Source organism: Bacillus sp. FAU18, assembly GCF_056033885.1.
On record NZ_JBVYHZ010000004.1, the window covers coordinates 1,943,728 to 1,967,066 of the forward strand.

At 46.4% G+C, this 23,339-nt stretch carries 24 protein-coding genes and 1 pseudogene; 6 read left to right on the forward strand and 19 right to left on the reverse strand.

From position 1 onward, the window contains the following. Nucleotides 1-3: 3 nt before the first annotated feature. The 3 genes and pseudogenes from hutI to AC0OMU_RS21035 all read left to right on the forward strand — a co-directional run bounded on the left by hutI (nt 4) and on the right by AC0OMU_RS21035 (nt 3,725). The gene (gene hutI / locus AC0OMU_RS21025; protein ID WP_474241510.1) at nt 4-1,269 is read left to right on the forward strand and encodes an imidazolonepropionase; all 1,266 of its coding nucleotides are present in this window, start codon (nt 4-6) and stop codon (nt 1,267-1,269) included. Further along, nucleotides 1,262-2,221 (forward strand): formimidoylglutamase, encoded by a 960-nt coding sequence (gene hutG, locus AC0OMU_RS21030; protein ID WP_015483920.1) that lies wholly within the window; start codon nt 1,262-1,264, stop codon nt 2,219-2,221. Before hutI ends, hutG begins: the two co-directional genes overlap by 8 nt. 75 nt (nt 2,222-2,296) lie before the next feature. Beyond that, nucleotides 2,297-3,725 (forward strand): annotated as a pseudogene (locus AC0OMU_RS21035) (amino acid permease). Nucleotides 3,726-3,768: 43 nt separating this feature from the next. On the opposite strand, the gene AC0OMU_RS21040 reads toward AC0OMU_RS21035, so the two are convergent. From AC0OMU_RS21040 to AC0OMU_RS21120, 17 genes are all read right to left on the reverse strand, one after another. Then, nucleotides 3,769-5,070 (reverse strand): pyrimidine-nucleoside phosphorylase, encoded by a 1,302-nt coding sequence (locus AC0OMU_RS21040; protein WP_003227132.1) that lies wholly within the window; start codon nt 5,068-5,070, stop codon nt 3,769-3,771. 29 nt (nt 5,071-5,099) lie between these two features. Beyond that, nucleotides 5,100-6,281, reverse strand: a complete 1,182-nt coding sequence (gene nupC, locus AC0OMU_RS21045) for a nucleoside permease NupC (RefSeq protein ID WP_003244143.1) — start codon at nt 6,279-6,281, stop codon at nt 5,100-5,102. A gap of 80 nt (nt 6,282-6,361) precedes the next feature. Continuing rightward, complete coding sequence (gene deoC / locus AC0OMU_RS21050) at nt 6,362-7,033, reverse strand: deoxyribose-phosphate aldolase (RefSeq protein WP_015385091.1); 672 nt, start codon at nt 7,031-7,033, stop codon at nt 6,362-6,364. Nucleotides 7,034-7,138: 105 nt separating this feature from the next. Beyond that, nucleotides 7,139-8,080 carry a DNA-binding transcriptional repressor DeoR gene (deoR, locus tag AC0OMU_RS21055; protein WP_015385092.1) on the reverse strand — a complete coding sequence of 314 codons (942 nt, stop codon included), beginning with the start codon at nt 8,078-8,080 and terminating at the stop codon, nt 7,139-7,141. A 133-nt stretch (nt 8,081-8,213) separates the two neighbouring features. Continuing rightward, the gene (locus tag AC0OMU_RS21060; RefSeq protein WP_015385093.1) at nt 8,214-9,041 is read right to left on the reverse strand and encodes a DUF1206 domain-containing protein; all 828 of its coding nucleotides are present in this window, start codon (nt 9,039-9,041) and stop codon (nt 8,214-8,216) included. 72 nt (nt 9,042-9,113) lie between these two features. Further along, nucleotides 9,114-10,226, reverse strand: a complete 1,113-nt coding sequence (gene eutH / locus AC0OMU_RS21065) for an ethanolamine utilization protein EutH (protein ID WP_474241513.1) — start codon at nt 10,224-10,226, stop codon at nt 9,114-9,116. 69 nt (nt 10,227-10,295) lie between these two features. Further along, nucleotides 10,296-11,633, reverse strand: coding sequence for an MmgE/PrpD family protein (locus tag AC0OMU_RS21070; protein WP_367147423.1), 1,338 nt, complete (start codon nt 11,631-11,633; stop codon nt 10,296-10,298). After that, nucleotides 11,630-12,772 (reverse strand): N-acetyl-sulfur-metabolite deacetylase SndB, encoded by a 1,143-nt coding sequence (sndB, locus tag AC0OMU_RS21075; RefSeq protein ID WP_474241514.1) that lies wholly within the window; start codon nt 12,770-12,772, stop codon nt 11,630-11,632. The genes AC0OMU_RS21070 and sndB overlap by 4 nt, the downstream gene beginning before the upstream one ends. Before the next feature lie 16 nt (nt 12,773-12,788). Further along, complete coding sequence (locus AC0OMU_RS21080) at nt 12,789-13,538, reverse strand: amino acid ABC transporter ATP-binding protein (RefSeq protein ID WP_327844974.1); 750 nt, start codon at nt 13,536-13,538, stop codon at nt 12,789-12,791. Nucleotides 13,539-13,550: 12 nt separating this feature from the next. Then, nucleotides 13,551-14,225: an amino acid ABC transporter permease gene (locus tag AC0OMU_RS21085; RefSeq protein WP_474241515.1), complete on the reverse strand. Its 675-nt coding sequence runs from the start codon at nt 14,223-14,225 to the stop codon at nt 13,551-13,553. A 22-nt stretch (nt 14,226-14,247) separates the two neighbouring features. Then, entirely contained in the window at nt 14,248-15,042 is a 795-nt protein-coding gene (locus tag AC0OMU_RS21090) for an amino acid ABC transporter substrate-binding protein (protein WP_100506004.1), read from the reverse strand. A 25-nt stretch (nt 15,043-15,067) separates the two neighbouring features. Then, nucleotides 15,068-15,565, reverse strand: a complete 498-nt coding sequence (snaB, locus tag AC0OMU_RS21095; RefSeq protein WP_014478464.1) for a sulfur-containing aminoacid acetyltransferase SnaB — start codon at nt 15,563-15,565, stop codon at nt 15,068-15,070. 13 nt (nt 15,566-15,578) lie between these two features. Further along, entirely contained in the window at nt 15,579-16,904 is a 1,326-nt protein-coding gene (locus AC0OMU_RS21100; RefSeq protein WP_063335861.1) for an LLM class flavin-dependent oxidoreductase, read from the reverse strand. A gap of 432 nt (nt 16,905-17,336) precedes the next feature. After that, a complete protein-coding gene (gene yxeI / locus AC0OMU_RS21105; protein ID WP_474241516.1) occupies nt 17,337-18,323 on the reverse strand; it encodes a penicillin V amidase in 987 nt (328 codons plus the stop codon). Nucleotides 18,324-18,475: 152 nt separating this feature from the next. Then, nucleotides 18,476-19,288 carry a sugar-phosphatase gene (gene yidA / locus AC0OMU_RS21110; protein WP_015385102.1) on the reverse strand — a complete coding sequence of 271 codons (813 nt, stop codon included), beginning with the start codon at nt 19,286-19,288 and terminating at the stop codon, nt 18,476-18,478. Between the two features lie 39 nt (nt 19,289-19,327). Further along, entirely contained in the window at nt 19,328-19,885 is a 558-nt protein-coding gene (locus AC0OMU_RS21115; protein WP_015385103.1) for a hypothetical protein, read from the reverse strand. After that, nucleotides 19,866-20,243, reverse strand: coding sequence for a DUF3255 family protein (locus AC0OMU_RS21120; protein WP_046340322.1), 378 nt, complete (start codon nt 20,241-20,243; stop codon nt 19,866-19,868). The genes AC0OMU_RS21115 and AC0OMU_RS21120 overlap by 20 nt, the downstream gene beginning before the upstream one ends. Before the next feature lie 146 nt (nt 20,244-20,389). Here AC0OMU_RS21120 and cotNE point away from each other — a divergent pair, with 146 nt between their 5' ends. Together cotNE and AC0OMU_RS21130 are read left to right on the forward strand one after the other, a co-directional pair. Continuing rightward, on the forward strand, nt 20,390-20,755 hold the full coding sequence (cotNE, locus tag AC0OMU_RS21125; protein ID WP_015385105.1) for an inner spore coat protein CotNE: 366 nt from the start codon (nt 20,390-20,392) through the stop codon (nt 20,753-20,755). Between the two features lie 247 nt (nt 20,756-21,002). Next, complete coding sequence (locus AC0OMU_RS21130; RefSeq protein WP_003236356.1) at nt 21,003-21,356, forward strand: hypothetical protein; 354 nt, start codon at nt 21,003-21,005, stop codon at nt 21,354-21,356. A gap of 44 nt (nt 21,357-21,400) precedes the next feature. Here the strand turns inward: AC0OMU_RS21130 and AC0OMU_RS21135 are convergent, their stop codons facing one another. Continuing rightward, the gene (locus AC0OMU_RS21135; protein ID WP_003243293.1) at nt 21,401-21,799 is read right to left on the reverse strand and encodes a hypothetical protein; all 399 of its coding nucleotides are present in this window, start codon (nt 21,797-21,799) and stop codon (nt 21,401-21,403) included. 177 nt (nt 21,800-21,976) lie between these two features. On the opposite strand from AC0OMU_RS21135, the gene AC0OMU_RS21140 reads away from it, so the two are divergent. Then, nucleotides 21,977-22,942 (forward strand): iron-hydroxamate ABC transporter substrate-binding protein, encoded by a 966-nt coding sequence (locus AC0OMU_RS21140; protein WP_322839947.1) that lies wholly within the window; start codon nt 21,977-21,979, stop codon nt 22,940-22,942. Between the two features lie 40 nt (nt 22,943-22,982). Here AC0OMU_RS21140 and AC0OMU_RS21145 read toward each other — a convergent pair whose 3' ends face one another. After that, nucleotides 22,983-23,330, reverse strand: a complete 348-nt coding sequence (locus tag AC0OMU_RS21145; protein ID WP_015715011.1) for a YxeA family protein — start codon at nt 23,328-23,330, stop codon at nt 22,983-22,985. Nucleotides 23,331-23,339 lie beyond the last annotated feature (9 nt).

Below are 23,339 nucleotides of genomic sequence, written 5' to 3' on the forward strand. Positions count from 1 at the left end.
GACATGCCAAAGCAAATTGATACGATTCTCATCAACATCGGTCAGCTTTTGACGATGGAAAGCAGCGGCCCGCGGGCAGGCAAAAGCATGCAGGATCTTCATGTGATCGAAGACGCTGTTGTCGGCATCCATGAACAGAAAATTGTGTTCGCCGGACAAAAAGGGGCTGAAGCCGGTTACGAGGCAGACGAAATCATTGACTGTTCGGGACGCCTTGTAACGCCTGGCCTCGTTGATCCGCACACCCATCTTGTATTTGGCGGATCTCGTGAAAAGGAGATGAACCTTAAGCTTCAGGGCATTTCATATTTGGATATTCTGGCGCAGGGCGGCGGAATTCTGTCTACAGTCAAGGATACCAGGGCGGCTTCAGAAGAAGAGCTGCTGCAAAAAGCCCATTTTCATCTGCAAAGAATGCTGTCCTACGGCACAACCACAGCAGAAGTGAAAAGCGGCTACGGCTTGGAAAAAGAGACAGAGCTCAAACAGTTGCGTGTCGCAAAGAAACTGCATGAAAGCCAGCCTGTTGACCTTGTTTCCACATTTATGGGAGCCCATGCGATTCCTCCCGAATATCAAAACGATCCAGATGAATTTCTGGATCAAATGCTTTCCCTTTTGCCGGAAATCAAAGAGCAGGAGCTCGCCAGCTTTGCTGATATTTTTACAGAAACAGGCGTTTTTACAGTCAGCCAATCCCGCCGTTATTTACAAAAAGCAGCTGAGGCAGGCTTCGGATTAAAAATACACGCAGATGAAATCGATCCGCTTGGAGGTGCTGAATTAGCAGGTGAGCTAAAGGCCGTCTCAGCCGACCATTTGGTAGGTGCATCGGACGAAGCAATAAAGAAATTGGCTGAGGCAGGAACGATCGCCGTCCTCTTGCCGGGCACGACATTTTATCTTGGCAAAAGCACATACGCCAAGGCTAGAGCTATGATTGATGAAGGTGTATGTGTCAGCTTGGCAACGGATTTTAATCCTGGCAGCTCGCCGACTGAAAATATCCAGCTGATTATGTCCATTGCCGCGCTTCATCTGAAAATGACTGCAGAAGAAATATGGCATGCGGTCACAGTCAATGCCGCATACGCCATAGGGAAAGGAGAGGAAGCCGGTCAGCTCAAAGTCGGCCGCTCAGCTGATCTAGTCATTTGGCAAGCCTCGAACTATATGTATATTCCGTATCACTACGGGGTCAATCATGTACATCAAGTCATGAAAAACGGAACAATTGTTGTCAACAGGGAGGGAGCTATTTTTGGATAAGTACCCTTTTCTCAGAGAGGCTGGGTCTTCGTTTAAGGACCGGGATGTCACAAAAATGAGCGACCTGATCGCAACATGGGACGGCCAAGACATTAAGGGACCGGCGTTGATAGGTGTCCCCCTATCAAAATCCTCCATCAGTCATTCAGGCGCTTCCTTTGCACCCGGAACAATACGCCAGGCTCTGAAACATTCATCAGCCTATTCTGCTGAGCTTGGAGAGCATGTCGTATCAGAGCTTCTATATGATCTGGGGGATATCGATATTCATGTCACTGATATCGTAAAGTCACATCATCACATTTTCCAAACCATGCACGCTCTGCTTTCGGATCATCCGGATTGGGTGCCGCTCATACTTGGGGGAGATAACTCTATCAGCTACTCCACAATAAAAGCGATAGCACAAACAAAAGGAACGACAGCGGTGATTCAATTTGATGCCCATCACGATGTTCGCAATACGGAGGACGGGGGGCCGACAAACGGCACCCCCTTCCGCCGCCTTTTGGATGAAGAGATCATTGAAGGTCAACATTTGATCCAGCTGGGTATCAGAGAATTCAGCAACAGCCAGGCCTATGAAGCATATGCAAAAAAACATAACGTGAACATTCACACGATGGACATGATCCGGGAAAAAGGACTCATCTCCACGATAAAAGAGGTTTTGCCAGCCGTTCAAAATAGAACAGATTTCATTTTTATATCTGTTGACATGGATGTCTTAGACCAGTCCCATGCACCCGGCTGTCCAGCGATTGGCCCGGGCGGCCTCTATACAGACGAATTGCTTGAAGCAGTCAAGTACATCGCACAACAGCCCAATGTTGCCGGGATTGAAATTGTTGAAGTCGATCCTACCCTCGATTTTCGAGATATGACAAGCAGAGCTGCAGCTCATGTTCTGTTACACGCATTAAAAGGAATGAAACTCTCCCCATTCAAGTGATCTTCTGGCAGGTTGTATTTTGGGTATAAGAAACTCATCTGCCTTAGGAATGGCAGCTAAAAGGAGGGCGAGACAGTGAATCTTCAGGAGAACAGCAGCCAACAGCTAAAACGCACAATGAAAAGCAGGCACCTATTTATGATCTCATTGGGAGGCGTCATAGGCACAGGACTTTTCCTCAGTACGGGCTATACGCTACATCAAGCCGGACCCGGCGGTACGATACTCGCTTATGTAATCGGCGGGTTGATGATGTACCTCGTCATGCAATGTCTCGGCGAATTGTCGGTTGCCATGCCGGTGACCGGCTCTTTTCAAAAATATGCTACAACATTTATCGGTCCATCTACCGGTTTTATGGTCGGCATCATGTACTGGATCAATTGGGTGGTGACGGTAGGCTCTGAGTTTACCGCATCCGGTATTCTCATGCAGCGCTGGTTCCCTGACAGCAGTGTATGGATGTGGAGTGCGATTTTTGCAGCCCTTCTTTTTATATGCAACGCATTTTCAGTTAAGTTATTTGCGGAGACTGAATTTTGGTTTTCAAGCGTAAAGATTGTCACCATTATTTTATTTATCATTTTGGGAGGAGCCGCTATGTTTGGCCTGATCTCTTTAAACGGAACGGCGGATGCTCCTATGTTGTCAAACTTCACGGACCATGGCGGGCTGTTTCCGAATGGCTTTCTCGCCGTTTTTATCGCAATGATATCTGTGAGCTTCGCCTTTTCTGGTACAGAGTTAATCGGCGTTACAGCAGGAGAATCAGCAAATCCTCAAAAGGATATACCGCGATCCATCCGTAATGTCGCATGGAGAACCGTGATTTTTTTCATTGGCGCTGTCTTCATATTATCCGGGTTGATTTCATGGAAGGACGCAGGCGTGATTGAAAGCCCGTTTGTAGCCGTATTTGCGGAGATCGGAATCCCTTACGCTGCTGATATTATGAATTTCGTGATATTAACAGCCTTGCTGTCTGTCGCCAACTCAGGCTTATATGCTTCGACCCGTATGATGTGGTCGTTAGCAAATGAAAACATGATCAGCTCCCGTTTTAAGAAAGTGACATCTAAAGGCATTCCTTTAAATGCCTTAATGATCAGTATGGCTGTATCTTGTTTATCTCTCGTTTCCAGTATCGTGGCCCCTGGAACTGTCTATGTAGTGATGGTAGCAATTGCTGGATTTGCAGGAGTCGTGGTCTGGATGAGCATTGCCTTGTCCCAACTCTTGTTTCGAAAGAGATTTCTGAAAAAGGGGGGGGGATGTAAAAGATCTGACATTTCGCACGCCGCTTTATCCTCTTATGCCTATAGCCGCTCTCTTATTATGTTCTGCTTCTTGTATCGGTCTTGCTTTTGATCCCAATCAAAGAATCGCACTTTTCTGCGGAGTTCCTTGTATCATCCTTTGCTATCTGATCTACCATTTCAAAAGAAATGTTACAAAAGCGAAAAAAATCAGCCAAGAGGAATATCAGGCTGATCACATCCTATAATTAAAAAAGCACACCCCGCTCAGCATGGGATGTGCTTTATTTTTTATTCTGTAATTAACGTATGAATCAGCTTCGGCGCCTTCGCTTCCGCGGCGATGCGGATGTTGTCATAGACTTTTGCGATGACTTCATCGACGTTTTCTCGGTTAGCGTAAAGCGTTACGAGCGGTTCCCCTTTTTCTACTTTGTCGCCGACCTTTTTGCGGAGCATGATGCCGACGGCTAAATCGATTTCGTCTTCTTTTGTGGCGCGGCCGGCACCTAACAGCATCGCCGCGACGCCGATTTCGTCCGCAACGATTTCAGAGACGACACCCGCTTCTTTGGCAGGCACATCAATTTGATATGCGGCTTGCGGAAGCTTAGACGGATCGTCAACAATTGAGCTGTCGCCGCCTTGGTTTTTCAGGAAATCCTTGAATTTCTCAAGCGCTTTGCCGTTTTTCATGACTTCTTCCAGCTTCGCTCTCGCTTCGTCCAATGTATCGGCTTTTTTCGCAAGCACAACCATCTGGCTGCCGAGCGTTAAGACAAGCTCATGAAGATCCTCAGGTCCCTCGCCTTTGAGTGTGTCGATCGCTTCTTTAACTTCAAGCGCATTTCCGATCGCAAAGCCGAGCGGCTGGGACATGTCTGAAATGACAGCCATTGTTTGACGGCCGACGTTATTTCCGATGCGTACCATCGCTTTGGCAAGTTCAGCTGCGTCTTCTTCTGTTTTCATGAAGGCGCCCGCTCCCGTTTTTACATCAAGCACGATGGCGTCCGCCCCGGCTGCGATTTTTTTGCTCATAATCGAGCTTGCAATGAGCGGAATGGAATTGACCGTTCCCGTTACATCACGAAGCGCGTACAGTTTTTTATCAGCCGGCGTTAAATTGCCGCTTTGGCCGATGACCGCAACCTTGTCGCGGTTCACAAGTTTAATAAATTCATCCTTCGTCAGTTCCACGTGGAAGCCGTCGATTGCCTCTAACTTATCAATCGTGCCGCCCGTATGGCCGAGGCCGCGGCCGGACATTTTGGCAACCGGCACGTCAAGAGCCGCAACAAGCGGAGCGAGAACGAGTGTTGTCGTGTCGCCGACGCCGCCGGTGGAGTGTTTATCCACTTTAATTCCTTCAATGGCAGAAAGATCAATCGTTTCACCGGAGTTCACCATAGCCATCGTCAAGTCCGCGCGTTCACGGTCACTCATATCCTGGAAGAAAATTGCCATAGCAAGCGCACTTGCCTGATAATCAGGAATGCTTCCGTCTGTATAGCCGTTCACGAAAAATTGAATTTCTTCAGTGGTGAGTTCTTTTCCGTTTTGTTTTTTGATGATGATATCTACCATTCTCATGTTTGGTCACCGATCCTTTTCAATTAAGTTCAGTAAATCAAGCCCACAATTGCTGCTGATAAAAAGCTGACAAGCGTAGCACCGTATAATAATTTCAAGCCGAAACGAGCGACGACATTTCCTTGCTTTTCATTCAGTCCTTTTACGGCACCGGCAATGATTCCGATTGAGGAGAAGTTCGCAAATGACACAAGGAATACCGATACGATCGCTGTTGTACGGCCGCTGAAATGGAAACCATTTTGCGTAAGCGACGTCATGGCGACAAATTCATTCGATACCATTTTTGTTGCCATAATGCTTCCCGCATTAACAGCTTCATTCCATGGGATACCCACAAGAAAAGCGAATGGAGCAAACACATATCCAAGAATGCCTTGGAACGAAATACCGAATACTGCATTAAAAATGCCATTGATCAAGGCAATAATCGCGACAAATCCAATCAGCATCGCAGCGACGACAACCGCTACTTTGAAACCGTCAAGGATGTATTCTCCGAGCACTTCGAAGAAGGATTGTTTTTCTTCTTCCTCAACACGAAGCATATCCTCTTCTTTTGCAACCTCGTACGGATTGATAATAGAAGCAATTATGAAACCGCCAAATAAGTTCAAGACCAACGCTGTTACAACATATTCCGGTTTCAGCATTGTCATATACGCGCCGACAATCGACATTGATACAGTTGACATCGCAGATGCGCAAAGCGTGTACAAGCGCTGCTGATTTAAAAGACCGAGTTCTTTCTTCAAGGAGATAAATACTTCTGACTGCCCTAAAATCGCAGAAGCCACTGCGTTATACGATTCCAATCTTCCCATACCGTTTACCTTGCTGAGGGCAAGACCGATATATCTAATAATAAACGGGAGGACTTTCCACTTTTGCAGAATCCCGATCAGAGCGGAAATAAACACGATTGGCAAGAGAACATTCATAAAGAATGTCGTTTGGTCCGCATTCACCAAGCCGCCAAACACAAAGTTAATTCCTTCTGCCGCGTATTCAAGCAGGTAACCGAATCCTTTTGCAAATCCTCCCACGAGGAAATTCCCTATTCCGGTATTGAGGAGAATGTAGCCAAGAATAAATTGCAAAATGAGCATAACAACAATTGGGCGGATCTTAATTCTTTTTTTGCCGCTGCTCGCGATCCACGCGAGGCCTAAAAACACGATTAAACCGATAATCCCAATCAAATACTTCATATGTGTTTCTCCTTTATTTGTATTCGCTTACAATCACTGTTTCCCCAGAAAACGGAAAGCAGTCTGCCTTCCGTCAGCTCTTAATAGTTGTCTCCGCCTGATGCATTTTCTCCTTTTACGATGGAAACGCCTGCGCTGGCGCCAATTCGGCTGGCTCCGGCCTCAACCATTGTGTCTACATCTTCTTTCGTTCTGACGCCGCCAGATGCTTTCACGCCGATATCAGGTCCTACTGTTTTGCGCATTAAGGCGATATCTTCCTTCGTTGCGCCGCCTGTAGAAAAGCCTGTTGATGTTTTTACGAAATCCGCTCCCGCAGACACCGCTAAACGGCATGCACGTTCTTTTTCTTCATCAGTCAGAAGGCATGTTTCGATAATGACTTTGACAAGCGCTTTTCCGGCTGCAGCTTCTACTACACCGCGGATATCAGCTTCCACCACATCGTCTTCCTTGTCTTTTAAAGCGGCAATATTAATGACCATATCCACTTCAGTGGCGCCTTTTGAAATGGCGTCTTTTGTTTCGAACGCTTTTGTTTCAGTTGTATTGGCACCGAGCGGGAAGCCGATGACCGTACAAACGTCGACTCCAGTTCCCTTAAGCTCTTTTGCAGCAAGCTCCACCCATGTCGGATTGACACATACTGAAGCAAATTTGTATGTTTTCGCTTCTTCAATTAGTTTTAGAATTTCCGCTTTTTGTGTATGCGGTTTCAAAGCTGTATGATCAATTATGTTGGCTAATGACATCCTTCGCACACTTCCTTTTTTGTTAAGATATTTTTTAGCATAACCGACTTTTGAACATATGTAAATTGGTAATTGAAATTTTGTTCAATGAAAGGTTTGAACGTGTCACAAATCATTAACAAGCGCCCTCGCGGTATGCTGGTCAATGATTAAAACGTTGGCATATTTTCCGGTTAATGCTCCGTGAATGGAAGATACTTTTCTGCTTCCGCCCGCAACTAAAATGGAGCGTTCCTTCAGTCTGAGGTCTTCAAGCTCAACACCGATGGTCCGGTCATTGATGGCGCTGCTGCAAATATTCCCTTTCGCATCAAAAAAGCGTGAACAAATATCCCCTACGGCCTGTTTTTTCAGCAGGGCTTTCTCTTCTTCGTTAAAATATCCGAGCCGGAACAACAGCGCTTCGTCACGGACAGTCCCCACCGTGAAGAGAGCGATATTCGCCTGCTTTCCCATCTCGATGATCCGCTCTATATGACGGTCTTTCTCCACCATTCGCTTCACATCCGCATTATCAAACACGACGGGAAGCGGAAGATAGCGCGGCATCGTTTGAAAAGCCTCTGCAAACAGCTGAATCGTTTCAGCCGAATACGTGTTTACCCGGGAATGGCTGATGCCGCCTTTTAGCTGGACGACCTCGACGCCTTTTACCTGCTTCGGCTGCATGTTTTGCGCGATTTGATACATGGTGGTTCCCCAGCTGACGCCGACAATGTCGCCGTCTTTTACCGTTTCATGCATATATTCTGCACCATAGCGGCTTAGGTCATGTGTAATTCCTGCATAATCGGGTGTCGGGGAAAACACAACATGCGCCTCAAGGAGCCCGTATTTCTCTTCAAGTATGGAACCGAGCGCATCCAAATCCTCAAAAGGGTCCATGACGCGAATCTGAACATACCCTTTTTCCTTTGCATATTGCAGCAGCCGGGAAACGGTTGGCCTTGAAATCTTGAGCTGCTCAGCAATTTGCTGCTGACTGTAGTCAGACTGATAGTAAAGCCTTGCCGCTTCTATGCTTAATTGTTGTTTTTCCCGATCCATTCTGCACCTCCCTGTGGATCAGTCCTGATAAAACTGCTTTTGATTTGCTTTTATTATACAGGCTGGCGCCGGCTTTCATCCACCTGATTTCTAAGAAACTGAAAAACGCTCTGGGCGCGGACCTGCCCAGAGCTTACTTCTCCCAGGTCATATGCTGATAAATGCCTTTCATAATGGCGTACATTCCATATAGGATCAGGCCTAATGCCAATATAGACAGAATCAATTTGCCATGCGGCTGCTGCGCGAGTTCGGCGAGCGCGCCGTCAAAGCCTCTTGTGTCGTCGGGATCAGCGGTCATGGCTGTCTTGATGAGAAAATAGCCGATAGCCGAGAAAATAATGGCCCGGGCGATATTGCCTGCGCGTCCGGTGTTTTTTGTGATGCATATCATTTGTTTGTTCATTTTTGACGTATCAAATTCTTTCATAAAAGCAGCCCGAACACCTTTCATAAATTGAACAATCGCAAATACGATAAAACCCGCACCCGTAAGCCCTGTGAGCCATTGGCCGAACGGCTGCGCCAATACATAAGCGGACCACGTCTGTTCTGAAGTGCCGCCGTCCCCTTGGCCAAACACAAATCGCAAGGCATTCCAAGCGATGGATGTGTAAACGGCGGCACTGAAAAAGTTTCCTATTCTCCGTGACAGGCCTCGCCTGCTGTTTCCGTGCCCCTCCGTGTCCTTGATCGCGCTTAACACCATCCAGATCACATAGCCGATAAGGCCGATGCCTATTAAAAAAAGCAATAGTGACCCATACGGCATGCGTGATAGCGTTTGGAGAGCTCCGCTCGAATCTTTCGCGCGGCCTGCCCCGGCAGCCGTCATAAAGGCCAAAACCCCAAGCAGAATAAAAACACCGCCGAATGCAAAATAACCAAGCCTCCCGAATCGTTTGATCCAAGGCTTGGTTTCCTGTTTTATTTTTGACATGTACCGGTCTTTCACCGCCATGTGTCCAACCCTCTTTCACAGAAGTCTTTACTGTAACATTCCCGATTGGACAAAGTTGAAACAGCTTCTGCCTCAGCTATGGCCGGCTGAGATACGTTTTTGCTGATTAACTGATTGTGCAGGTGTCATCCAAGCAGCCGCTGCGGCAGCTGTGACTCCGCCTGCTAATTTACCAATGATCATGGCCGCCGCCATTTCTTTTTTCATTCCAGCCACAAAACCGAGATGGCTGCCGAGTACAAAGGCGCCGCTGACCGCAAACGCGACATTGATGACCTTTCCTCTCGGCGTCATATCTTTTAATGAAGCCAGCATTGGAATATGATGCGCCAAAGAGGTCACCAATCCTGCTGTTGCTGTCTCATCTAAATGAAGGTGTTTCCCCAGGGCCTGAAGCGGTTTTTTAAAGGTTTTTGTAATAAAAGCCGTCATCGGGAACGCCCCTGCCAGGGCAATGGCGATGGTCCCTGTCGTTTGTATCCCTGTCTCGACATTCTCCATTCCCGGAATCAGCACAATGCCGGTCATCGTTTCAACGGAGACAGCCGCAAGCCCGATAATCGCAACCACACTGACCGCTTTCCCGAAGAGATGAAACAACCGAATCATACTGTCGGTATACCGCCATAATCCAAAAGCGATCACAGCAGATAACAGACTCGGGATCAGAAGATTTTTACCTATCATGCCGATGTCAAAGCCCGCGCATAATCCGCCGATGAAACAACCGATCGGCACTGTGCACAGCCCGATTAATATGCCTTTCGCAAAATACGGATGATCCTCTATTTCGATGATGCCAAGAGCGACGGGAATCGTGAAGACGATTGCCGGTCCCATCATTGTTCCTAAAAACACCCATGAAAACAGCCCGGCCTGCGGATCTTTCGCCATTTCTCCAGCCAGCGCATATCCTCCCATATCAATCGCCAAAATGGTGTTCGCAAAGGAAGAAGGGTCCGCGCCAATCGCTGTGTAAAACGGAGCAACAATGGGAATCAGGATTGCTGCCAGCACGGGCGCCAGCGACACAATTCCGATCATGGACAGCGCCAGCGGCCCCATAGCCTTAAAGCCGTCCGCAAACCGCTCGCCTAGCCCCCATCTGTTTCCCAAACAATAATCCGCCGCTCCCCATAGTAAAAAGGCAGCCAAAATGAATACAACCGCGTCATTCACCGTCATGGTTTTCTCCTTTTTCAAACGTATGATTTGTTTTATCATATCATCTGAAATCACCGAATAGAGTTGATCTTATTCAATATGAGCTAAAAATTCTTTTATATCGGCTTTTTCAACGGCTGTTATGATGCGCCGCGCTTTTTCTTGCGGGACCGTTAATGTCAATTTTTCTATTATGTCTTCTTCAGACAGCTCATTTCCTGGCGCCCCTTTTGGGCAGTCCACACGCGCTTCGCAAATCCGGCCGTCTGATAAATAGGCCCGGACAATCGTGAAACGGCCTTTTGGAACGGCATGGGGAGCCGGCTGAGTAGCATTGTCATATACGCGCTGAATATGCCCTATTGTCGTTTGAATGCCGTTTGGGATCGGCTGGCTGTTGAAATGTTCAACGGTCAGCTCGTGTCCGTGCAAAGCAAGAGCAATCACATATTCAACGCTGAAACGACCTTCCTCTCCAGTTTTTGGAGATCTTTCCGTCAATGCAGCATCTCCGCCTGGCGGAAAAATCACTTCAATACGTTCAGTATTGACAGCAGAAATGGCTTCTTCGGAGATAAGCTGTCGTACCGCATCTGCAGCATGGTGTGCCGCGGAACAAAATGGATAGATTTTAAACCATAGACCCGGCTGCACGATTCTCCAGGGTGCCCCCCAATCGTTTAGCAAAGTATGTTGTGCTTTTTCAACGTCACCGTACAGACTGAAGAAACCAGTTTCTCCATCAAATGCCGTGCGGGACCCGCCAAATTCTGATTGGGCCAGCTTAACGGCCAGTAAGCCAGCCTGAGCCGCCAGACCGGCGTGCAGCGGTTTCATTTCTGTTCCAAATTGCACCCTCATCCCAGCAGATTGCGTAGCCGCAAAACCAATCGCTTTTTCCAGCTCTTCCTGAGTCAGCTCCTCAGCATAACCTACGGCGCAGGCAGCAGCGATGGCACCAAGCGTTCCTGTATTATGCCAGCCCTTTTCATAGTGGCGGCTGCCAATTGATTCTCCCAGCCGTGCCATCACTTCAACACCAACAATATAAGCGCCAAGAAGCCGCTCGTCATGTCCGCGAGCGGCAGATGCAATAAGGGCCGGCACGATGACTGCACTGGGGTGTCCTCTTACATCGGAGTGGACATCATCAAAATCCAATGCATGGGCGATAAATCCATTGAGCATCGCGGATTGTAATGGCGCGGCCTTTTTGCCCTGTCCGATAATAGGAACAAGGGGCCGGCCTCCTTCATCCTCTATCAGACGGAGGAGCTTTTGAATTCCTTTATCTTCTCTTCCTGCGAATGAAGCGGCAGTAAAATCAAGTAATCCTTTTTTTGCTTCGCGAATCGCGTCAACTGAATGCTCAGGTTGTGACGTTCTCACAGCCGCTGCAAGACCTGCTGTCAGCCCTTGTTTGCTCATTTGATGGTCTCCAATACAATAACCGCCAGCTCCGCAAAGTATTGAGAGGCAACCGTAAGGGCATCTTCATCCAGTGTAAAGGCCGGATGATGCCACTCCTCCGTCCCGTTCGTTCCCATCCAGACAAAAAATCCCGGAATCTTCTCTTGATACAGAGCGAAGTCTTCTCCGCCCGGAGACTGCTCAGCGTGAACGGTTTGATAACCAAGCCGTGCCGCAGCTTCGGATGCCGCATTCAAAAATGTGCCGTCATTCTGAACGGAAGGCAAATAAGGAAACCACTTGAATTCTGCTTGTGCCCCATAGCCCGCTGCAATTCCTTCAGCCACTCGTCTCATATGCTCCGGAACAGCCTGCCGCGCTTCTTTTTGAAAGGTTCGAACCGTCCCCTCCATTTCAGCTTGGTCTGGAATCACATTCCACGACGTGCCCGCCTGTACTCTTGTGATACTGACGACTGCGTTTTGCAGTGAGCTGATATTGCGGCTGACCACAGATTGCAGCCCGCTGATGATTTGTCCGGCTGCAGCGATTGGATCAATACTGTTATTCGGGATGCCGGCGTGTCCGCCTTTCCCTTTGATGACGATCTCAAACCGGTCAACACTTGCCATAAGCGGACCTTCCTTTACACCAATGGTTCCGACAGGCAGATCCGGCTTATTGTGCATGCCGAAAATCGCGGAAACGCCATCAAGTACGCCAGCTTCGATGACCTTTCTTGCTCCTGCGGCAATTTCTTCGGCCGGCTGAAAGATAAAGCGGACTGTACCTTTCAGCTCGGCCTTTCTTTGATTCAGCAAAATCGCTGTGCCAATAATAGAAGCAGTATGAAAATCGTGTCCACATGCATGCATTGTGCCATCAACCTTAGATGCAAATGGGAGATTCGTCTGTTCTTGGATCGGGAGCGCGTCAATATCCGCTCGTATTGCTATCACGGGGCCGTCTTCCCGTCCTTTGATTTCTGCAATCACGCCAGTCTCCAATTGAGGAACATCAAGTATTTCGATTTGCTCCTCCTCAAGCCAGCGGCGGATTTTTTTCGTCGTTTCAACCTCTTGAAATGACAGTTCAGGATGTTCATGAAGATCACGCCGCATATTGATTAAACGGGTATGAAACGCTTTGTCGGCCATTGTTCTTCTCCCCTTCTTATATAAGCTCTGCAGGCTCTCCCACCTGCTTGATAAATCGTTTCGTCCGTTCGTTTTTCGGATGGTCAAACAGTTCTTCTGGCGTTCCCTGCTCGATAATATGTCCGTCTGCCATAAAAATCACTTTATCAGCAACCTCTTTTGCAAACGCCATTTCGTGTGTAACAATGATCATCGTTGTTTGTTTTTCCGCAATGGACTTGATAACCTGAAGCACCCCTGTGACGAGCTCAGGGTCAAGCGCTGAAGTTGGTTCATCCAGCAAAATCGCATGCGGATTAACTGCAAGCGCCCGGGCGATGCCGATTCGCTGCTGCTGGCCGCCGGACATTGTGATCGGATAGCTGTCAGCCTTATGCTCCAGACCGACTTGTTTCAGAATCTCCAATCCAATACGTTTCGCTTCGTCGCGTGGTTTATGTTGAGCCACGATTAAAGCTTCTGTAATGTTTTGCAGAGCCGTTTTATTTTTAAACAGATTGTAGTTTTGAAAGACCATGGCCGTTTGCTGGCGAAGCCGATGTGCTTCCTTGCGTGTAAACTTTTCCGCGTTCAGTTTGGCTTCTCCGATTTCAATAAGGCCTTGATCCGGACGCTCTAATAGATTTAAGCACCGGAGAAGCGTTGATTTTCCGGAACCGGACGGACCGATGATTGCCACCACTTCTCCGCGTTTCACTTCTAGATCGATTCCGTCGAGCACGACGAGATCTTTAAACGCTTTGCGAATATTTTTTACTGTTATCAACTGATTTCACCTCTAAGTCCGGTATGGCTTGCTCATGGCACGTTCAAACAAGTCCTGCAAAGTGCTGTAGATAATGGTAAGAACCCAATAGACGATCGCAACTGCCAAGTACGTCTCAAAATATTTGAGGTTTCCTGAAGCGTACATCTTCCCTTGGGCGAACATCTCCATGACCCCTAATGTAAAGGCCAGTGACGTTTCTTTCAAGAGCCCGATAAATGTATTACCCGTTGCCGGAATCGCATTTCGGATCGCTTGCGGCAAGATAATCCGTCTGTATGCCTGAAGTTTTGTCATACCGACAGACAGACACGCCTCCAGCTGCCCGTCATCAACAGAATTGAGGGCGGCCCGGAAGATTTCTGCCAAATATGCTGCATTTTTTAAGCTTAACCCGATGATGGCAGCTGTGAGAGCTGTCATTTTGCTCATCTCTGGAAACAGCTGCGGCAGCCCGTAATAGATTAAGAACAGCTGCACCAGTGTCGGCACGCCTCGGAAAAAGGATATATACAGCTTTGACAGCTGATGAAGCACTGGAATTTTGTTCTTTGTAATGAGTGCGAGAATAAGTCCTCCGATAATGGCAAAAATCATAGCCGCTATGGCCATAAACAACGTGATCGGAAGGGCCTGAATTAAAGTCGGGAACGCTGATATCATGAATTCCCAATCAATCGTGTTCATTCTGGTGATTCACCGCCGTTTCTTAATGCTTCTGTTCTACTGTGATATCTTCATTAAAGTATTTTTCAGAGAGTTTTTTCAGTGTTCCGTCTTTACGCAATTCTTCTAGCGCCTTATTGACTTTTTTGCGGAGCTTGTCGTGCGCATCGTCCTTGGCAAATGGGAATGCAACCTGTTCGTAAACAATCGGATCTCCTGCAAGCTTTAATGGCAAACCGGTCTTCTTGATTTGCGCGATCAATACAGTTCGGCTGTTGACATAAGCGTCTACACGGCCGTACGCAACATCCTTCAACGTACCCTCTTGTGTTTCATACGTTTTGATATTGATTTTTTTATCAGGATCTTTGCTTTCAAGGTTTTTCGCGTGGTTTGAACCAAGAACGGCTGCGACTGTCTTGCCTTTTAAATCGTCTACTGATTTGATGTCAGTATTGTCTTTTTTGACGACAATCTGTGTTCCCGCATAAGCGTATGGTTTCGTAAAGTTATACGTTTCCTTACGTTCGTCTGTCACAGCTACCTGGTTGGAAATGGTATCAAGCTTGCCTGTTTGAAGCTCTCCCATCAGCCCGCTGAATTCAAGAAGCTTCCAGTCCAGTTTCATGTCAATTTTCTTAGCGACCGCTTCCATCACTTCCACGTCAAAGCCTGTCAGCTTTCCGTTTTCTTTATAAGCAAATGGGTAACTTTGTCCTGTCGCACCGACATGAAGCACATTGTCATCCTCTTTACTGCTGCTGTTTCCATTGCCGCAAGCTGAGAGCACCGCTAATAATGCAGCAACGACCAGTACAGTCCATTTTTTCATTTTCATTTGATTTTCCCGCCTCTTCTTTTTTTTATAGATCGTGACGCAATTGTTTTTTCATATAGACTGTGATATGCCCTTTTCCAAGGTCTTGTTCACCTGAGCGGACATACCCTTTTCGTTCGTACATCTCAATCAGCCACGGATGCTTATCCGCTGTTCCGAGTGAGACAAACGGAACCTTTAACGTATCACGAAGGATTGTTTCCTCCAGCCATTGAAGCAGCTTTGTTCCGATTCCTTTTTTACCGGTGTCGGGGTCCACAGCGAACCACCAGATATGCGGAACGCCATACGGTCCCGGCTGTTTTCCCCAAGGCATTCTCAAGGTGATGGTCGCGATGATCCGCCCGTCTTCTTCCATGACGTAGCAAGCGTTTTTCCGAATATTTTGCAGCACCAAATCCAAATCCGCATGAGCGGCAGCAAAACGAATGCCGAGCTTTCGAATGGGTTCATAAGCCCGCAATGTCAGCGCGAGAAGCTGTTCGGCATCACGTTCAACTGCAAGGCGATATTGTGGCTTCATCTAGCGTTCCTCCTTACTTTGCATAGCGGTTTACCGGCTTTTCCAAACCGAAGTGCTCTCGTAATGTTGTGCCTTCATATTCTTTTCTGAACACGCCGCGCTCCTGTAAAATCGGAACCACTTGATCAACAAACACTTCAATTCCTTCTGGAAGAAGCGGAGGCATGATGTTAAACCCGTCACACGCTTTCTTATCCACCCATTCCTGCATCTTGTCGGCGAGCTGCTCCGGCGTGCCGACGAAGATATGGTGGCCTCTGGAGCCTGCAACGTATTTGTAAAGCTCTCGTATCGTCATATTGTCACGTTCAGCCATCTCCTGAACAAGCTTGAAGCGGCTCTTCACAGCATTTGAAGCTTCTGCGTCAAGCTTCGGCAGCGGCCCATCAAGCGGATATGCCGACAAATCAATTCCGCCTAAGTAATTTTGGAGAATTTGCAGACCGACAGATGGGATAATCAGATCTTGAAGCTCCTTGTATTTGGCTTGCGCCGCTTCTTCTGTATCGGCAATGATCGGGAAAATACCCGGCATGATTGCAATTTTTTCTGGATCACGTCCGAATTCCGCTGCCTGTTCTTTAATGGATTGATAAAATTCTTGAGCTGATTCCAGGTGGTTTTGTGCTGTGAAGATCACTTCTGCTGTTCTGGCAGCCAGCGCTTTACCGTCTCCTGATGATCCTGCCTGGATAATGACCGGCTGGCCCTGCGGCGTTCTTGAAACGTTCAGAGGTCCGCGAACCGAGAAATAGTCTCCTTTATGGTTCAGCTCGTGCATTTTTTCTTTGTCAAAGAATTCACCCGTTTCTTTATTACGGATAAAGGCGTCCTCTTCCCATGAATCCCAAAGCCCCTTTACAACTTCGACAAATTCCTCTGCCCGCTGATAGCGCAAATGGTGTTCAAGGTGCTTTTCACCGCTGAAATTCAGCGCTGTTGATTCAATAGATGAAGTGACGACGTTCCATCCGGCACGGCCGTTGGACAGATGATCCAATGACGCAAACTGTCTGGCAATATGGAATGGCTCGCTGTATGTAGTGGAGGCTGTTGCAGTCAGTCCAATTTTTGATGTGACCTGCGCCAAAGCAGAGAGCAGGGTGAATGGCTCAAACCTTGTTAATACATTTGGATGTGATTTGCTGTCAATTGATAAGCTATCTGCTAAAAACAGCATATCCAGCTTGCCTCGCTCCGCTGTTTTCGCAAGCTCTTTAAAATAATCCAAATTCATGCTCGCATCTGAAGGCGCGTCCGGGTGCCGCCAAGACGCAACATGATGGCCTGTACCTGCTAAAAATACCCCTAATTTGATTTGTTTCTTTTTGCTTGTCATGACGATACTCCTTTTATCATGTTTTTAGGCTGAATAATCCGAAAAATAAACTCCTATATTCCTAGTCGTTTAATATGAATAAATCAAAATGTACCTTTGTCTTGGACGTTTGTCAATGAGTTAAGATCAAATTTTTCTTTTTAAGCTGAAAAGAATCTCGCAGAATCATGGGGCGGCATTTGTGCAACCTGTATACTGGCAAAACCAGTCTGATGCTAAGACTCGTTTTGATCCAAAGTTTTATATAAATGTAGCTTGTACCTTATCTCTACTTCCGACCATACGCATTTTGCCGCCGCTTTTGCTCTTTGCTAGTAAACGCGCGTGATCGCCGTCGTAGAACGGTCCATTTTCCCACTCATTCAGAAGCTGAGACATCACATAAAAAAATAAGCTGATCCCGGATTCATACCGAAATCAGCTAATTGAATCTTAATTAAGTTCTAGAATACTCTCTTCTGCTTTAGCAGAAAACACTTTAGGCTCAAGGCGGTCTAGGTCTTCATGAAATAAACTCACTTTTTGGATTTGCCGATTGTCGTAGTGGTGGAAATAGTAGTTTCCAGTTTCGTTGCAGATCACGGAAGTATATTGCGTATAATGAATTTCGTCTTCTTCCGTTATCACTGCGCCCTTTGGTATCGTCATATTTGCCAAAATGTGAAAAGCGGCTGTTACACCTTTCGTTTCATCGGCCGCCGGCTCTAGGTGTTCTTTCAAATAAACAGCTCTGACAAACCGGGAAGGCGGTGTATAATCCCCCGGCAGACCAACAGTTCCTAAGCCTTGGCCAAAAGCAGAAAGGGCTAATCCGCCCATCTCTTTGCTCTCTAATTGCTTCGGTCTGATTCCTGTATATTGCTGCAGATTGGTTACATGCCATATAAAGTCGGGGCTGTTCGTCATGACACCAGGTTGATTGTCATAGACTTTGAGGCCGTCTGCTCTCGGTTCTATCGTCAGGCTTCGTCCCGTCCGGTCTGACAATATCCAGTGAAGCGGTAAAACTGTATCCAATAGATCTAATTTTTTCTCTACAATCGTTAAAGATCGAATCTTTTCTTTTACGTCTTCCAAAGACTGACAGACTGACAGCACCCATGTCACAAACTCATGCGGGGCAATGTGAACGGTATCTTCCCGTATCGTTTTTTCGTACTCTGCATAGCCCGGAAAATAAAGCGCAGCACATGATAAACCGTTTTCATTAACGCCGTCTGCAAATAAAATATTACCAAGTTTTCTTCCCATCCCGATAAACGCGTACTGTGTTTGATGCACCTTTCCGTCAGCTTCACTCTTCCAGCTGTAACGGTGCGGATAGAGAATGACCTCCGTCCCCAGCTGAAATGCAAAATCCATTGTTCTCGCTAATAAATGATTCCGGTCAGCAGTTTCCAATGTAAGACTTGTGCACATCTGATTCAATCCCCTTTCAATTCAGGCTAAAATCATACATTTTGTGAACAACTTGTTTTATCAGCATAACGAAAGTCAAAGAGATTCGTCAAAGAATTGACATTACATCAAATAAAACGAAAAAATCCAGCCTTCTCAGAGGCTGGATTTCATTATTTCGACAAAACAAGCTCGTGAATCGCATGCGCAACACCATGTTCATTATTGGAGCGTGTTTGAAAGTTTGCGGCTTCCAATACTTCTGGGATGGCGTTTGCCATGGCAACCCCGCAGCCCGCCCATTCAATCATTGTCAGGTCGTTCCCGTTGTCGCCTATGCACATGACTTCCGCCTGTTCAATTCCAAGCAGCTGGGCCAGCTGGCGTACAGCATTTCCTTTGCTGGCTTCCGAGTGCAGAATTTCATAAAAGAAAGGCGCGCTTTTGACCATTGTATATTTTTCTCTTACGTCTTTCGGAATCGATGTAATGACGCGGCTTAAGTTCTCCGGTTTATCAATAAACATCACTTTTGGGATGAGGATATCTTTTGGCACCTCGTCAATCTTGCGGAAATGAAGCGGCACCTGTGTCACATAGGATTCGTATACAGTAAATTCGCTAATGTCCCGGTTAGGCGTATACAAATTAGATGAGTCAAAGAAATGCATCGGCGTCTTCAGCTCTAAGCTCAGGTCATATAATGAAGCCAAATCATCATAACCGAGAGACAGCTCCGAGACCACTTCATTTGTATGCGTATTTTGAACAAGCGCTCCATTATACGCAATAACATAGTCGCCTTCTTCAATTAAATTCAGTTCATCTAAATATCTCTGCACACCTCCGATCGGCCGGCCGGTGCAAAGCACAATTTTGACACCTTCCGCTTTTGCCGCGTGAAGGGCGTTGCGGACCTCCTCTGTTACTTCATGATGATCATTTAAAAGTGTTCCATCCATATCAATTGCAATTAGTTTGTACATCCTGCATCTCCTTCATGTCGTTTTCAGGCTATAGTCCCATCATATCGTTTTTTCTTTTTGATATTCAACCGGAAGAGATGGTTTTCTCCGGATTCTGTTTAGACGCCGCCCTTGTCTTCGGATACGTATGCGCGGTTTCCGCTTTCTTTCTGTCTTGACGCCGTTTTCTGCTTTTTTCTGTTTCATGAGCAGAAAGCCGGCAACTAAAAAAGGAATGCCGGTTATATTCAAGATGGCAAGCTTCACACCCGCCGCGATGAAAAAGAACCCCCATGAAGATGATGGATTCCGCCTGATCATGACGTAAGCCGCCATTTCCAGAACAATCAGGATGGCATGAAGCACTATGCCATAAATCAGCCATACAAGGGCAAAAAACAAAACATAATTCACGATTGCCCCTGAGTACATCATAGCGCGCATCATTTGTATAAACGATAAGGACTGCATGGAGCCGCTGATGACATTAGGGTTATAGATCGTATAGTCGCTAAATACATGTTTGACTTTGAGAAAAGCCCATAATATAAATATCCACTGAATGATGTGTAAAACAAGCCCCGCTGCCACCAGTCTTTCAGCTTTTTGATTTCTCATCTTTCTCCTCCCTGCCGGTCTTTGACTTGATTCTTGTCATCGTTTTTGTCTGGCCATTTTGCTTCCATATCAACGTCCCGTTTTCTCCTCTTTTTAGCGTGCTTTTGAGCGGATAATAGGGGCCAAGGTACTGAATCTCGATAGACCCGTCAGTGCTTTGGGAAATCACCTTGTATGCCATAAAAGGCAGCTGTACCTCTCCTCTTCCTTCAATCACTTCCGTTTCCACAACCTCGTCTTCGGTAAATGTGACCGTTGCTGATTTCACGCCATCCGCTGACCCGGGGGCAAGCCCCTCATCCCACGTTCCGTAATAAAACGGCGTCTCTTCTTTTTGCTGCTGGCAGCCCGATACCATGATGCATACAGCAGTTAAAAGCAAAATGACATATTTGTTTCTCAAGGGGATCACATCCTTTCCTCCTCTTTTTGGGCGAATGCCGTGCCGCTGTGCCAATGACTACATAAGTTATAAGGAATTCACCCACAAGGAGATTGATCATAATGAACCCTTATCAATATTACAGCCCTCAGCTGCCTCAGCAGGAACCTTACTATAGCCACTATGAGTACAATTCTTATCCGCAGCAGGATGTATACGATCCATACCAAATGGACAGACAGCCGGCATTAGAAAGAAGAATCGCAGCACTTGAACGGCAAAATGAACAGCAGTCGAGAGAATTAACCCGTCTAACAAACGAAGACCGCCGTCAAAACCGCGAAATTGCGCGGCTGGCCGAACAGGTCAATCAGCTAAGCCAGGCTGTTGAACGCCATACACGCCGCCTAAATCGGCTCAATCAGCGCCTCCGCACAGTAGAAAACAGGCTGAATATCCCATTTACTGCAGGAGAAGGCGGTTTCTGAGCAAACAAAGAAAAAAAAGCGGAATACGATTCTCCCATTTCAGGGTGTCGTTTTCCGCAATTCTTATATTTTACAACGGAACATTTACATAAAAAGGGTTTGTACCCAGTATACAATCTCTACCGTTTTCATTCAAAGATAGAGGAGCTGAGGAAAATAATTGTAGTTCCTCTTTGACAGAATTTCTTTTCATTCAAGTTGCATGATAATACCGACTCACGTCAATCGATACATGGAGGGATCATTCATGCATAATACACAACACGGCTTGCAGCAGCTGAACCAATGCCGCCAAACTGCTCAGCAGCTCATTCAGCAAACACAGCAAAGCAGCCAGCAATATCGCCAAATGCTACATCAAGAGCAGCAAAACATCCAAATGCTGCAGCAGATTCTAAACCACGAACAACAAGCTGCACATACCATTCAGCAAGCGCTGCACGGGCATGACATGGCGATTCAAAAGTGCCAGCAGGTTGTCAACATGTGCAACCAAATGCAGCAGGAACTTACTGGACAATCCAGCGTCATGAATACGAATGTGTCTACACTTCCATTCGGCCAAAACACGCCATTTCAGCAGCAATCCTACCAGCAGTAACATATAAAAAAGCTCAACACAATGCGAGTGTTGAGCTTTTTTTCTTACTGTTCTTTGCGAATATGTATATCCTGAATAGACTGTTTCGGTGCATGAAATCTGCTCTCGGCTTCACTTCTTGCCTCGGCAAAAGCCCGCGCCTCCACATGATCTTTGTAGACATCCAGCTGAATCAAATACAGCGGGCGCACTTTAAATCCATGAATAATGGTCACCGCCCATAACGGGACCACAATAAAAACACCAGGCAGATCGGGCAAAACAAAACCAAACGCAAAAATGAAAAAATAAATAATTCCGTACATGATCCACTTTCTATTTCTAACCTTGATGCCAATAAATAAAAAGGCAAAAAAACTGGTAATGGCAAAAGGCATGAAAATAAACAGCATCCACCAGCTATGCAGCCATTCCCAAGCGGCACCTCTTTTTGTAATTCCCATATTTTTCTCCTCCTATTTACCTATAATAATCGATTAGGCATACCGCGTCACCCATAAACGGGAAAAACTTTCTCCCTTAAAAATAGTGATAGACGGAGAACAGGTTTCTTGCTATATTATTAATTGATAATGATAATCATTACTAATCTATTGAGATACATAGTGGGAGGGTTCTTGATGAAAAAGAACATATTGCTCGTGGGCATGCTTGTGCTGCTTCTCATGTTTGTCAGCGCTTGCAGCGGCACGGCTTCTAAAGGGAGCTCAAGCGATTCTGCTTCCGAAAAAACAGAATTGAGAACATACAAATCACCAAAAGGGAACGTCAACATTCCTGCACATCCGAAACGCATCGTCACTGATTTTTATGCCGGTGAATTGCTGTCTGTCGGGGCCAATGTGGTCGGCTCAGGCTCATGGTCATTTGATAATCCGTTTTTAAAATCAAAACTGAAAAATGTGAAGGATGTTGGTGATCCAATCAGCGTTGAAAAAGTGATGGAGCTTCAGCCTGACTTAATTGTTGTCATGAATGAAGAGAATGTTGATAAATTAAAGAAAATCGCTCCGACTGTTGTCATACCTTATAACACAGCGAAAAACGTAGAAGACACAGTCAGCATGTTCGGAGATATCGCCGGAGCGAAAGACAAAGCAAAATCATTTATGGCTGGCTTTAACAAAAAAGCGGAAGCAGCTAAAAAGAAAATTGCCGGCGTCATCGACAAAGATGCGACCTTCGGCATTTATGAAAACACAGACAAGGGCGAATTCTGGGTGTTCAATGACAATGGCGGACGCGGCGGCCAAGCTGTATACAATGCACTTGGGTTAAAAGCGCCTGAAAAAATTGAGCAAGATGTCATCAAAAAAGGAGAGATGAAACAGCTCTCTCAAGAGGTTATTCCTGAGTATGCCGCAGATTATATGTTCATTACGGATTACAACCCGAAAGGCGAAAGCAAAACACTCGACAAGCTAGAGAATTCCTCTATTTGGAAGAACCTTGACGCTGTTAAACATAATCGCGTGTTTATCAATGACTTTGACACGTTCTACCCGTATGATCCGATTTCTGTCAGCAAACAGGTGGATATCATCACCGACATGCTGATCAAACGGGCCGAAGAAAATAAAAAATAAAAAAACGGCACAGTCATCACGCTGTGCCGTTTTTTATGAATCACTTTAATTTTGACTGCACGGAGTCCGGCATATCTTCAAACTTGACTTCTTCCCAAGTCTCGACATACTTTCCTTTCGCCTTCACCTTCAAATACGCGTTCTTCCGAAGCTCTTTGCCGGCGAAAAAGGTCACTTCTTCTTTTTTTCCGGATGCATTGTATCCGTCTAATGTATATTCAGTACCGCCTGGGCTAAGATGTTTGCCATCTCGATCAATCTGAACATAGACATCTTGCTGGTGAATAAACGGATTAAATCTGTCTGTAACATCGTTATGAAAAAAGAGAAGCCCGCATATTACGGCAGCAGCCGCCAAGACGGCCAGGATTGCCATTGCTTTTTTCATCTTTGCACT

Bases quoted from the DNA above. Each gene is read 5' to 3' on its own strand.
- deoC (WP_015385091.1), bottom strand. From the start codon at position 7,033: ATGTCATTAGCCAACATAATTGATCATACAGCTTTGAAACCGCATACA.
- AC0OMU_RS21140 (WP_322839947.1), top strand. From the start codon at position 21,977: ATGAAAAAGAACATATTGCTCGTGGGCATGCTTGTGCTGCTTCTCATG.
- hutI (WP_474241510.1), top strand. From the start codon at position 4: ATGCCAAAGCAAATTGATACGATTCTCATCAACATCGGTCAGCTTTTG.
- eutH (WP_474241513.1), bottom strand. From the start codon at position 10,226: ATGACGGTGAATGACGCGGTTGTATTCATTTTGGCTGCCTTTTTACTA.
- AC0OMU_RS21100 (WP_063335861.1), bottom strand. From the start codon at position 16,904: ATGACAAGCAAAAAGAAACAAATCAAATTAGGGGTATTTTTAGCAGGT.
- AC0OMU_RS21070 (WP_367147423.1), bottom strand. From the start codon at position 11,633: ATGAGCAAACAAGGGCTGACAGCAGGTCTTGCAGCGGCTGTGAGAACG.
- deoR (WP_015385092.1), bottom strand. From the start codon at position 8,080: ATGGATCGGGAAAAACAACAATTAAGCATAGAAGCGGCAAGGCTTTAC.
- AC0OMU_RS21115 (WP_015385103.1), bottom strand. From the start codon at position 19,885: ATGAGAAATCAAAAAGCTGAAAGACTGGTGGCAGCGGGGCTTGTTTTA.
- snaB (WP_014478464.1), bottom strand. From the start codon at position 15,565: ATGAAGCCACAATATCGCCTTGCAGTTGAACGTGATGCCGAACAGCTT.
- nupC (WP_003244143.1), bottom strand. From the start codon at position 6,281: ATGAAGTATTTGATTGGGATTATCGGTTTAATCGTGTTTTTAGGCCTC.
- yxeI (WP_474241516.1), bottom strand. From the start codon at position 18,323: ATGTGCACAAGTCTTACATTGGAAACTGCTGACCGGAATCATTTATTA.
- AC0OMU_RS21090 (WP_100506004.1), bottom strand. From the start codon at position 15,042: ATGAAAATGAAAAAATGGACTGTACTGGTCGTTGCTGCATTATTAGCG.
- yidA (WP_015385102.1), bottom strand. From the start codon at position 19,288: ATGTACAAACTAATTGCAATTGATATGGATGGAACACTTTTAAATGAT.
- AC0OMU_RS21085 (WP_474241515.1), bottom strand. From the start codon at position 14,225: ATGAACACGATTGATTGGGAATTCATGATATCAGCGTTCCCGACTTTA.
- AC0OMU_RS21120 (WP_046340322.1), bottom strand. From the start codon at position 20,243: ATGGTATCGGGCTGCCAGCAGCAAAAAGAAGAGACGCCGTTTTATTAC.
- AC0OMU_RS21145 (WP_015715011.1), bottom strand. From the start codon at position 23,330: ATGAAAAAAGCAATGGCAATCCTGGCCGTCTTGGCGGCTGCTGCCGTA.
- AC0OMU_RS21135 (WP_003243293.1), bottom strand. From the start codon at position 21,799: ATGGGAATTACAAAAAGAGGTGCCGCTTGGGAATGGCTGCATAGCTGG.
- AC0OMU_RS21060 (WP_015385093.1), bottom strand. From the start codon at position 9,041: ATGGCGGTGAAAGACCGGTACATGTCAAAAATAAAACAGGAAACCAAG.
- sndB (WP_474241514.1), bottom strand. From the start codon at position 12,772: ATGGCCGACAAAGCGTTTCATACCCGTTTAATCAATATGCGGCGTGAT.
- cotNE (WP_015385105.1), top strand. From the start codon at position 20,390: ATGAACCCTTATCAATATTACAGCCCTCAGCTGCCTCAGCAGGAACCT.
- AC0OMU_RS21040 (WP_003227132.1), bottom strand. From the start codon at position 5,070: ATGAGAATGGTAGATATCATCATCAAAAAACAAAACGGAAAAGAACTC.
- AC0OMU_RS21130 (WP_003236356.1), top strand. From the start codon at position 21,003: ATGCATAATACACAACACGGCTTGCAGCAGCTGAACCAATGCCGCCAA.